This is a genomic window from Luteimonas abyssi, assembly GCF_001482195.1.
GTDB lineage: Bacteria > Pseudomonadota > Gammaproteobacteria > Xanthomonadales > Xanthomonadaceae > Luteimonas > Luteimonas abyssi.
Genome location: NZ_KQ759763.1, coordinates 2,434,302 through 2,444,366, shown reverse-complemented (window position 1 = coordinate 2,444,366; position 10,065 = coordinate 2,434,302). Strand labels below are relative to the sequence as shown.

General features: G+C 68.9%; 9 protein-coding genes and 4 tRNA genes. 9 read left to right on the top strand and 4 right to left on the bottom strand.

The window, feature by feature from the left end; all coding sequences use genetic code 11:
- From lon to RG19_RS10415, 6 genes are all read left to right on the top strand, one after another.
- The coding region (lon, locus tag RG19_RS10440; protein WP_082672606.1) for an endopeptidase La at positions 1-1,699 on the top strand (1,699 nt) is incomplete at its 5' end.
- Positions 1,700-1,915: 216 nt separating this feature from the next.
- The gene (locus tag RG19_RS10435) at positions 1,916-2,188 is read left to right on the top strand and encodes an HU family DNA-binding protein (protein ID WP_058835220.1); all 273 of its coding nucleotides are present in this window, start codon (positions 1,916-1,918) and stop codon (positions 2,186-2,188) included.
- A gap of 13 nt (positions 2,189-2,201) precedes the next feature.
- Positions 2,202-2,276 (top strand) — tRNA-Val (locus RG19_RS10430).
- A 26-nt stretch (positions 2,277-2,302) separates the two neighbouring features.
- Positions 2,303-2,379 (top strand) — tRNA-Asp (locus tag RG19_RS10425).
- Between the two features lie 109 nt (positions 2,380-2,488).
- Positions 2,489-2,565: transfer RNA gene (locus tag RG19_RS10420), tRNA-Asp, on the top strand.
- Positions 2,566-2,678: 113 nt separating this feature from the next.
- Positions 2,679-4,646 carry a peptidyl-prolyl cis-trans isomerase gene (locus tag RG19_RS10415; RefSeq protein WP_082672605.1) on the top strand — a complete coding sequence of 656 codons (1,968 nt, stop codon included), beginning with the start codon at positions 2,679-2,681 and terminating at the stop codon, positions 4,644-4,646.
- A 334-nt stretch (positions 4,647-4,980) separates the two neighbouring features.
- On the opposite strand, the gene RG19_RS10410 is transcribed toward RG19_RS10415, so the two are convergent.
- On the bottom strand, positions 4,981-6,189 hold the full coding sequence (locus RG19_RS10410) for a lytic transglycosylase domain-containing protein (RefSeq protein WP_058835218.1): 1,209 nt from the start codon (positions 6,187-6,189) through the stop codon (positions 4,981-4,983).
- 44 nt (positions 6,190-6,233) lie between these two features.
- Positions 6,234-6,998, bottom strand: a complete 765-nt coding sequence (gloB, locus tag RG19_RS10405) for a hydroxyacylglutathione hydrolase (protein WP_058835217.1) — start codon at positions 6,996-6,998, stop codon at positions 6,234-6,236.
- A gap of 35 nt (positions 6,999-7,033) precedes the next feature.
- Between gloB and RG19_RS10400 the strand changes: the two genes are divergently transcribed.
- The 3 genes from RG19_RS10400 to dnaQ are packed head-to-tail and all read left to right on the top strand — an operon-like array spanning position 7,034 to position 8,887.
- Positions 7,034-7,690, top strand: a complete 657-nt coding sequence (locus RG19_RS10400) for a class I SAM-dependent methyltransferase (RefSeq protein ID WP_058835216.1) — start codon at positions 7,034-7,036, stop codon at positions 7,688-7,690.
- On the top strand, positions 7,690-8,145 hold the full coding sequence (gene rnhA / locus RG19_RS10395) for a ribonuclease HI (RefSeq protein WP_058835215.1): 456 nt from the start codon (positions 7,690-7,692) through the stop codon (positions 8,143-8,145). The genes RG19_RS10400 and rnhA overlap by 1 nt, the downstream gene beginning before the upstream one ends.
- A 34-nt stretch (positions 8,146-8,179) precedes the next feature.
- Positions 8,180-8,887, top strand: coding sequence for a DNA polymerase III subunit epsilon (gene dnaQ / locus RG19_RS10390; protein WP_058835214.1), 708 nt, complete (start codon positions 8,180-8,182; stop codon positions 8,885-8,887).
- Positions 8,888-9,012: 125 nt separating this feature from the next.
- Here dnaQ and RG19_RS10385 read toward each other — a convergent pair whose 3' ends face one another.
- Together RG19_RS10385 and RG19_RS10380 are read right to left on the bottom strand one after the other, a co-directional pair.
- Entirely contained in the window at positions 9,013-9,720 is a 708-nt protein-coding gene (locus RG19_RS10385) for a PP2C family protein-serine/threonine phosphatase (RefSeq protein WP_058836547.1), read from the bottom strand.
- A 150-nt stretch (positions 9,721-9,870) separates the two neighbouring features.
- Positions 9,871-9,961, bottom strand: a tRNA-Ser gene (locus RG19_RS10380).
- Between the last annotated feature and the right edge of the window lie 104 nt (positions 9,962-10,065).

Here is a 10,065-nt window from a genome sequence, read left to right as displayed (position 1 = left end):
GATGGACGATGCGCCCAACGACATCGAGGAGGTCGCGCGCAAGATCGCCGAGGCCGGGATGCCCAAGCCGGTGGAGGCCAAGGCCAAGAGCGAGTTCAGCAAGCTCAAGCAGATGTCGCCGATGTCGGCCGAGGCCGCGGTCGTGCGCAATTATCTGGAGTGGATTCTCGGCGTGCCGTGGAAGAAGCGCAGCAAGGTGCGCAAGGATCTGAAGGTGGCCGAGGAAACACTGGACGCCGATCACTACGGCCTGGAGAAGGTCAAGGAACGCATCCTCGAGTACCTCGCGGTGCAGGCGCGGGTGAAGCAACTGCGCGGCCCGATCCTGTGTCTGGTCGGGCCGCCCGGCGTCGGCAAGACCTCGCTGGGGCAGTCGATCGCCAAGGCCACCAACCGCAAGTTCGTGCGCATGAGCCTGGGTGGCGTGCGCGACGAGGCCGAGATCCGGGGCCATCGCCGTACCTACGTCGGTTCGATGCCGGGGCGGATCGTGCAGAACCTCAACAAGGCCGGCACCAAGAATCCGCTGTTCGTGCTCGACGAGATCGACAAGATGTCGATGGATTTCCGCGGCGACCCGTCCTCGGCGTTGCTGGAGGTACTCGATCCGGAGCAGAACAACGCGTTCAACGATCACTATCTCGAGGTCGACCTCGACCTGTCCGAGGTGATGTTCGTGGCGACGTCCAACTCGCTCAACATCCCGGGGCCGCTGCTCGACCGGATGGAGGTCATCCGCATTCCCGGCTACACCGAGGAAGAGAAGCTCAACATCGCCACCCGTTACTTGGTGCCCAAGCAGCTCAAGGCCAACGGGCTCAAGCCCGAGGAACTGAAGATCGCCGAGGCCGCGATCCGTGACATCGTGCGCTTCTACACGCGCGAATCCGGCGTGCGCAACCTGGAGCGCGAGATCTCCAAGATCTGCCGCAAGGTGGTCAAGGAAATCGCGCTGGCCGGCCCGCAGGCCAAGAAGGCCAAGGCGGTGTCAGTGGGCGAGAAGAATCTCGACAAGTATCTGGGCGTGCGCCGTTACGACTTCGGTCGCGCCGAGGAGGACAACGAGATCGGTCTGGTCACCGGGCTGGCCTGGACCGAGGTCGGTGGCGACCTGCTGCAGATCGAATCCACCCTCGTGCCCGGCAAGGGCCAGCTGATCCTGACCGGCCAGCTCGGCGACGTGATGAAGGAGTCGGCGTCGGCGGCGCTGTCGGTGGTGCGCGCGCGCGCGGAGCGCCTCGGCATGGAGATCGACTTCCTGCAGAAGCACGACGTCCATGTCCACGTGCCCGATGGCGCCACGCCGAAAGACGGTCCGAGCGCCGGCATCGCGATGACCACGGCGCTGGTGTCGACGCTGACCAAGATCCCGGTGCGCGCCGATGTGGCGATGACCGGCGAGATCACCCTGCGCGGACGGGTCACCGCGATCGGCGGACTGAAGGAGAAGCTGCTGGCGGCGATGCGTGGCGGCATCCGCACGGTGATCATCCCGGAGGAGAACCGCAAGGACCTGACCGACATTCCGAAGACCGTGACCCAGCACATCAAGATCGTGCCGGTGAAGTGGGTCGACGAGGTTCTCGATCTCGCGCTCGAGCGTCCCCTGGCCCCGAAGGCGGCGAAGAAGGACGTCGGCGAGGTCGTTCCGAAGTCGCGCACGCGCAAGTCGGGCACGCAGGCCGGCGTCAAGCATTGACAGTCTCGCGGTCACTGCGTTAACGGCAGAAAAACCGCGCCCTTATGCGCTTTTTCTTGCGTGTGCAGGGCCGCGGCTGGTATAAAGCCCGCACTCGCGATGCGCGACCTCGGTCGCACATCGCGCCTTCCGGACCGGCTGGCAGAACATCAATTCGAGCGCTTGGCCGGCCGCCATTTTTTTCGCGACACATCCGTCGCCCAGGAGCGTCTCTCAATGAAGAAATCCGACATGATCTCCGTCGTCGCCGAGAAGTGCGACCTCACCAAGGCCCAGGCCACGTGCGCCGTCGACGCCGTGTTCGATGCCATCGCCGACGGTCTGCGTCAGGGCGAGGACGTCGCCATCGCCGGTTTCGGTACCTTCGAAGTCCGTGAGCGCGCCGCCCGTACCGGTCGCAACCCGCGCACCGGCGAAGAGATCCAGATTCCGGCCACCAAGAATCCTGCGTTCAAGGCTGGCAAAGCGCTCAAGGACGGTGTAAATTAAGCGGCTCCTTCGGGGGTGCTTAGCTCAGTGGTAGAGCGTCGCCCTTACAAGGCGAGGGTCGGGGGTTCGAAACCCTCAGCACCCACCAAGCCACAGGTTTGAAGAGTTGCACGTGGAGCGGTAGTTCAGTTGGTTAGAATGCTGGCCTGTCACGCCGGAGGTCGCGGGTTCGAGTCCCGTCCGCTCCGCCACGAACTCTGAAGGGCACCGGGAACGGTGCCCTTCTTTTCTGCAAAGGGTCGGGTCAGTTGTTCCGTGACCCAATCCGCCATGCGGCCAGGCTGCATGGGCAAGGACATTGGAGCGGTAGTTCAGTTGGTTAGAATGCTGGCCTGTCACGCCGGAGGTCGCGGGTTCGAGTCCCGTCCGCTCCGCCATCGTCCCGAAGAAGGCGCCCTCGTGGCGCCTTTTTCTTTGTCCGGGCCGGCCGCTGCCGCCGGGCCGCAATCCGGTTAAACTGCGCGGCTACGTCAAAACGTCGGTCGTCGCCATGCTGCAAGCCCTGAGAGAAAAAACGAGCGGTTGGATCGCGGTGGTCATCGTGGTCCTGCTGGCGATTCCGTTCGCGTTCTTCGGGAGTGAGCAGTTCCTGTTCCAGGGCGGCAGCCAGGTCGCACGGGTGGAGGCGCCGCCGTCGTGGTGGCGTGGTGCGCCGGACTGGTGGCTGGTGCGCAGATTCGCCTGGACGCACGAGGACGTCACGCCCGACGATTTCCGCCGTGCGTTCGAGCAGGAGCGCCAGGCGCGCCGCGACGCCGATGGCGAGGCCTTCGACGGCATCGCGTTCGAGTCGCCGGACAACCGCCGCCAGGTCCTGGAGCAGCTGGTGGATCAGGCGGTCCTGCGTTTGGCTGCGCGCAATCGCGGCGTCGCGGTGGGCGATGCCCAGGTGCGTGAGCAGATCCAGCAGATTCCGGCGTTCCAGGTCGACGGGCGCTTCGATTCGCAGCGTTACCAGCTCGCGTTGCAGTCGCAGGTGCCGCCGCAGTCGCCGGCGCAGTTCCAGGAACTGATCCGCGAGAGCCTGCAGCAGTCGCTGTTGCCGACGCACGTGGCGCAGTCGGCTTTCGTGACCCCGGATCAGGTCGAGCGCCTGCTGGTGTTGCTGGGCGAGCGGCGCGATGTGTCGTTCGCGGTGCTGCCGCCCGCCATCGACGACACCGACGTGAGCGACGAGGAGGTGCAGGCCTGGTATCAGGCGCATCAGGCCGACTACCGGGCGCCGGAGTCGGTCTCGGTCGAGTACATCGTCGTCGAGACCAGCGGTGCGCAGCAGGCGGACGCGGTCGACGAAGAGGCCTTGCGTGCGCATTACGAGCAGGAGATCGCGCGTTACTCCGAGCCGGACCAATGGCAGGTCTCGCACATCCTGGTCGAGGCGCCGGCCGGCGACGCGCAGGCGCGCCAGGCCGCACGCGAGCAGGCGGAGGCGATGACGGCGGAAATCGAAGGCGGTGCCGACTTCGCCGCGTTGGCCCGCGAACGCTCCGGGGATCCCGGTTCCCGCGATGCCGGCGGCGACCTGGGGTGGCTGGAGCCCGGGATGATGGGCGAAGGGTTCGATGCCGCGCTGGCGCAGATGCAGCCCGGCGACGTGGCACCGGTGGAAACAGAATTCGGCTGGCATGTCCTGCAGCTGCGCGACCGCCGCGAAGGCCGGCAGACGCCGTTCGAGGAGGTGCGCGGCCAGATCGAACAGGAGCTCGTGTCCGGCGACAGCGAGCGGGAGTTCAGCGAACTCGTCAATCGGGTCGTGGATCGCGCTTACCGCAATCCGACCTCGCTGACCGCCGCGGCCGAGGAGGCCGGCGTGAGCGTGCAGCGCGCCGGCCCGTTCCCGCGTGGCGGTGCGCAGGGCGTACTCGCCAATCCGGCCGTGCAGCGGATGGCGTTCAACCCGACCCTGATCGAGGACGGGACCGTCAGCGATCCGGTCGAAACCGGTCCCAACCAGGCGGTGATGCTGCGGGTGGATGCGCACGAGCCCGAGCGCGTGGAACCGCTCGAGTCGGTCCGTGACCGGGTGGTCGCGGCCATCCATGCCGACCGTGCGCGCACGGCGAATCTGGCCACGGCCGATGCGATGGTCGAGCGCATCGGCGAAGGTGCGTCGTTGGCGGACGTGGTGGCGGACCGGGACGGTCTTTCGGTACAGGACGTGCCCGGTGTGCCGCGTGGCACGCCGGTGCCGCACCCGGCGGCGGTGGATGCGTACTTCCGCGCCGCGGTGCCGGAGGACGGAGCGGTTTCTCCCGGCCGTGTGGCGCTGGACGACGGCAGCGTGGTCGTCTACGCGGTCACTGCGGTGACGCCGGGCGATCCGGGCGAGGCCAGCGACCAGGAGCGGCAGATGCTGCGTCAGCAGCTCGCGGCACTGATGGGCAACGAAGCGGCCACCACGCTGCTGCGCCAGCTGCGTGCCGGCATGAAGGTGGAGGTCTACGAGCAGCGCCTCTGATCCGGCGTCAGGCCGGGCGAAATCCCGAAAGGGCGCGGAGGTGATCTCCGCGCCCTTTTTCGTGGGACGTCGGCACAGGTGGGGCCGAAACGGCGTGCGGCGGGAAACGGCTCGCACGGTGGTGGACGCTGTGCTGGACGAGCCCCGCGCGTGACGGGCGTGCGGCGTCTCACCTGGCCGCGAGCGCGATGGCTGTCACGTCGCGGGTGCTGCAGCCCCCTGCCGGCTCGTCGTCCGCCTTCAGGTCAGATCAGGTCGGCGAATACGTGGCGGCTTCGAGCCGCGGGTCTCTCGTCGGGCGCTCGGGTGTGGCCTCGAAGCGCTCCCGCCAGCGTCAGCGGCTGCCGTCGCTTCTGTCGGCGCTGGCGGCGCTCAGTGCGCCCGGCAGGACGTCGTCGATCAGCAGAATCGTGCCCGGACGCAGCACGCTGTCGCGGGTGAGCCCGTTACGGGCCAGCAGTTGCGCCACGCCGACACCGTAGCGGCGGGCGATGCGCCAGATCGAATCGCCACGTGCGACCACGTGGGAACGCGGTGGCTCGATCGCCTCGGCGTAGTGGACCACCGCAGTGGGCGCGCTCGCCGTCACGGCGGCCGCGGGTGCCGCAGCGCTGTCGCGCGGCTCGGTGGCGGCCAGGACGGTGTCGGGGGCCGTGTCGGACACGGCCACCGCGGGCGCCAGTACGCGCAGTTCGCGGTCGGCGCTGGCGACGCGCCCTTCAGGAAAGGCGGGATTCATGCGGCGGATCAGGTCCGGGTCGTGCCCCTGGCGCGATGCCCAGCTGTCCAGGTTGCCGGCGGTGCGCGGCAGCGGTGCGGGTGCCAGGACGGGAACCGTATGGTCGATCGCCTGCAGCCATTCTTCGCGTTCGCCGGCTTCCACGAGCAGGCAGGACAACGCCTGCAGCTTGCTCACGTAGGCCTTGGTGGTCTGCGGCATCGGCAGGTCCTCGGGCCGTGCGTCGGCCGCCCGCTGGCCGGCCTGCTTGAGTGCGCCGAACACCCGGTACTCACCGGCGTTGTAGCCCATCACCGCGAGCCGCCAGTCGCCGGCGAACATGCCGTGGAGGGTCTTGAGGTAGCGCACTGCCGCCTGGGTCGAGTCCACCGGCGACAGGCGACCGTCGTAGCCCGGGCGGATCGCCACATTGTGGTTGCGCGCGGTCCGCGCAATGAACTGCCACAGTCCGGCCGGTCCGGCATTGCTGCGTGCGCCGGGCCGATAGCCGCTTTCCACGAACGGGATCAGTGCGTATTCGGTGGGCAGGTGATGGGCCTGCAGCTGATCGATGACGTAACCGAACAGCGGCAGCAGCTTGTCGGGCTGATTGGCGAGATCGCGGGGCACATGGCCGAAATGGCGTCGCCAGCGGTCGCTGGTGTCGGCGCTGCAATCGCGGTCGGACAGGCCGTCGACGAAGCGCTGGTAGATCTCGCTGCCTTGGACGCTGGGGGCGGCAGGTGGCGCATCGGGCGCGGTGGCGGAGGGCGGGACGGCGGCGCCGGCCACCGCGGCGGTCCAGGGCGCCAGCAGGCAGAGCATCAGCCCCGCCACCAACCGCCGTCGGGCCGGTGTGCGGCACCGCCTCATGCGGGGAAGTCGTCTTTCCAGGCGCGCAGGGCACCGAAATAGGCATCGCGATCGGCGTCGGCGGCGAGTGCGGCATGCGCTCGCACCGCCGCACGCACACCCGGTGCGTCGATGCGCAGGAAGGGGTTGCAGGCCGTTTCGATGTCCAGCCGGCTGGGCAGGCTGGGATGTCCGCGTTCTCGCATGTCGTCCACTTCCTCGCTGCGGCGCATCAGCGCCGCGTTGTCCGGCTCGACCGTCCGGGCGAACCGGGCGTTGGCTCGGGTGTATTCATGGCCGCAGCAGACTAGGGTCTTGCCGGGCAGGGCGGCCAGCCGGTCGAGCGAGGCCAGCATCCGGGCGGGCGTACCCTCGAACATGCGCCCGCAACCGAGACTGAACAGGGTATCACCACAGAACAGGAGGCCATGCCCGTGGAATGCGACGTGGGTCTCGGTATGGCCGGGGACGGCCAGGGTTTCGAAGCGCCAGGGGCCGATGTCCACGCGGTCGCCGTCGGCCACCCGGCGGCTGGCGTGGACGATGCGCGGGTCGTCCGGGGCGATCACCGTCAGACCGGGCCAGCGTGCCTGCAGGGCGGGGATGCCGTCGATATGGTCGTGGTGGTGATGGGTCAACAGCACCGCCAGGGGCGGGGCCTGCAGCGCCGCGAGCACCGGGGCCGCCTCGCCCGGGTCGACGATGATCGCGTTGCTGCCGGCGTCGTCGCGCAGCCACCAGATGTAATTGTCCGACAGGGCCGGGATCGGCTGCAGCCGCATCGGCGGGCGCTCCTGGGTCTGTAGAATGCGCGACCATGCCCGTCACCTCACTGCCCGGTCAACCTCCGCGGACCGCCTGGTTCGCGACCCCTGCCGGCCAGGCGCTGGTCGACGGCGAGACCACCATGCTCGAACGTGCCTTGGCCGACCGGCCGGCGCCGCCCTGGCTCTGGCTCGCGCCTTCGGCCGCATCCGGGCCGGTGGCCGCCGCCTGCGGCCGCGGCATCCGGCTGTGGGCCGATGGCGAGCGCTGGCAGGGTGAGGTGCGCTGCGACGCGCCGTTGCCGTTCCCGAGCGGGTCGATGGGCACGGTGGTCCTGCAACATGTGGTCCGGGCTGGCGGCAACGACGATCTGCTGCTGGACGAGGCGGCCCGCCTGCTCGAGGCCGGTGGACGGCTCTGGCTGCTGGCGCTCAATCCGCTGTCGCCGTATCGCTGGCGCTGGCGCGGGCAGGGCCTGCGTGCCAGCGAACCGCTCGGTTGGCGACGTCGACTGCGGCGGGCGGGCCTGGAGCCCGAGCCGGTGTCGCAGGGGATCGGACCGAGCTGGACGCCGCGTGTCGACGACGCCCTGCGTTCCGGCCCCGGCCTGTGCGCGGCGTACGCGCTGCGGGCGGAGAAGCGGGTGGCCGCACTGACGCCGCTGCCGCGGCGCAAGCTGGTCTTGCCGCGTGGCGTGTCGGCGGCCTGATGCGCAAGTCGATCGAGATCCACACCGATGGCGCCTGCCTGGGCAATCCGGGGCCGGGCGGTTGGGCGGCGTTGCTGCGCTATCGCGGCAAGGAAAAGGAACTGGTCGGCGGCGAGCCGCTGACGACCAACAACCGCATGGAGTTGATGGCGGCGATCGCCGGGCTCGAAGCCTTGACCGAGCCCTGTGAGGTCATGCTGCAGACCGATTCGCAATACGTGCGCAAGGGCATCACCGAATGGATGCCCAATTGGGTGCGACGCAACTGGCGTACCGCCGCCGGCGAGCCGGTGAAGAACCAGGAGCTGTGGCAGCGCCTGCACGCGGCGGCGCGTCAGCACCAGGTCGAATGGCGTTGGGTGAAGGGCCACAACGGCGATCCCGACAACGAACGCGTCGACGCGCTCGCCCGCGATCAGGCCGTCCGCCAGCGCGCCGGTGCCGCCGTCGGCTAAGCTCTTCCCGCTTCTTCCGTCACCGCAGGACCGCATGCGCCAGATCGTTCTCGACACCGAAACCACCGGCCTGGAGTGGAAGAAGGGCAATCGCGTGGTCGAGATCGGCTGCGTGGAGATGGTGGAGCGCCGCCCGACCGGCCGGACCTTCCACCGTTACATGAATCCGCAGCGCGAGTTCGAGCAGGGCGCGCAGGAAGTCACCGGCCTGACGCTGGAGTTCCTGGCCGACAAGCCGCTGTTCGAGGACGTCGTGGAGGAATTCCTGGCGTTCGTCGACGGCGCCGAACTGGTGATCCACAACGCGGCCTTCGACATGGGGTTCCTGGAGGCCGAACTGGCGAGGTTCGACGGCCGCTACGGCCTCCTGGCCGAGCGGGTGAGCGTGCTCGATTCGCTGGCGGTCGCACGCAAGCGATATCCGGGTCAGCGCAACTCGCTCGATGCGCTGTGCAAGCGTCTGGGCGTGGACAACGCCCACCGCCAGTTGCACGGCGCACTGCTCGATGCCCAGTTGCTGGCCGAGGTGTACCTGGCGCTGACGTCGGGGCAGGGCGAGATCGGGTTCGGCGCGATGGAGGATGCGACGTCCCGGGTCTCGGCGGCTGCGGCGCTGGGGCACATGGCGGCCGGGCCGCGCCCGCAGATCGTGGTACCGGAAGCCGATCTGGCCGCGCACGCCGCGCGGATGGAGGCCATCCGCAAGCGGGCGGGCGGTCAGGCCGTCTGGGACGCCGGCTGAAGAACGCGCCGGACAGCGGCAGGGACGACCGATCGCGAGGCTGCAGGCCGCTGCGGCACGATCGCCCTATGCGGCAGGAGGCCGGGAAGAGCACGCGCGCGCGTCCGCCGGCGGCTGTGCGGCCGTCAGGCCAGGCTGCGGATCAGCACCACGGTGATGTTGTCCGAGCCGCCGTTGTCCAGCGCGGCGGCGACCAGTCCGTCGACGCATTCCTGCGCGCTGCATTCGTGGTGGGCCAGTACCCGGGCGATGCCGCGGTCGTCGACCTCCTCGGTCAGCCCGTCGCTGCACAGCAACAGTTGCATGCCGGGGCTCAGCTCGCCCGAAAGTGTCTCGACCTTCAGCGCGTCCGGATCGGTGACGCCGAGGGCCTGGGTGACCACGTTGCGATGCGGGTGATGGCGGGCCTGGTCGATGCTGATCGTGCCCTGGGAAATCAGTTCCTGCACGTAGCTGTGGTCCTGCGAAAGCTGCACCAGGCGTCCGTCGCGCCACAGGTAGACGCGGCTGTCGCCGACCCAGGCGACCTGGAACCGGCGGCCCTCGATGCGCGCGGCGACGATCGTGGTGCCCATGGGCAGCGTGTCGTGGCGTTGCCGCGACGCGCGGATGATGTCCTCGTCGGCGATCTGGATCGCACGCGGCAACTCGGTGCCGCGCCGGACCTCGCGCACCACGGCCTCTCGCGCCAGCGCACTGGCGACCTCGCCGTACTCGTGGCCGCCCATGCCGTCGGCGACCAGCCACAGGCCGAGCTCGGCATCGCCGTAGTAGGTATCTTCGTTCAGTTCCCGCCGCAGGCCGGCATGGGTGAGGTGCCCGAATTCGATCATGCGCGTCGCGACTGCGGCGAAGGCGCCGGCCAAGGGCTGGCGATGCGGGGCGGGCGCGGACGTCTCGGGCGGAGGGGGCGCATGGCGCTAAACCTAGCAGAGATGACGCGCGGAAAAGAGAAACGCCCCTGACGGGGCGTTTCGCGACTCTGGCGGAGAGGGGGGGATTCGAACCCCCGAGGCGCTATAAACGCCTGCCTGATTTCGAGTCAGGTACATTCAACCACTCTGCCACCTCTCCGGTGGCCCCGCAGCCTCAGACCACGGGGCCGCACATGATACGGGGGCGCCCGGCGCCGGACAAGCGGGCAAAGCGCCGCGCTACACTGACCTTCTTTGCCCAGG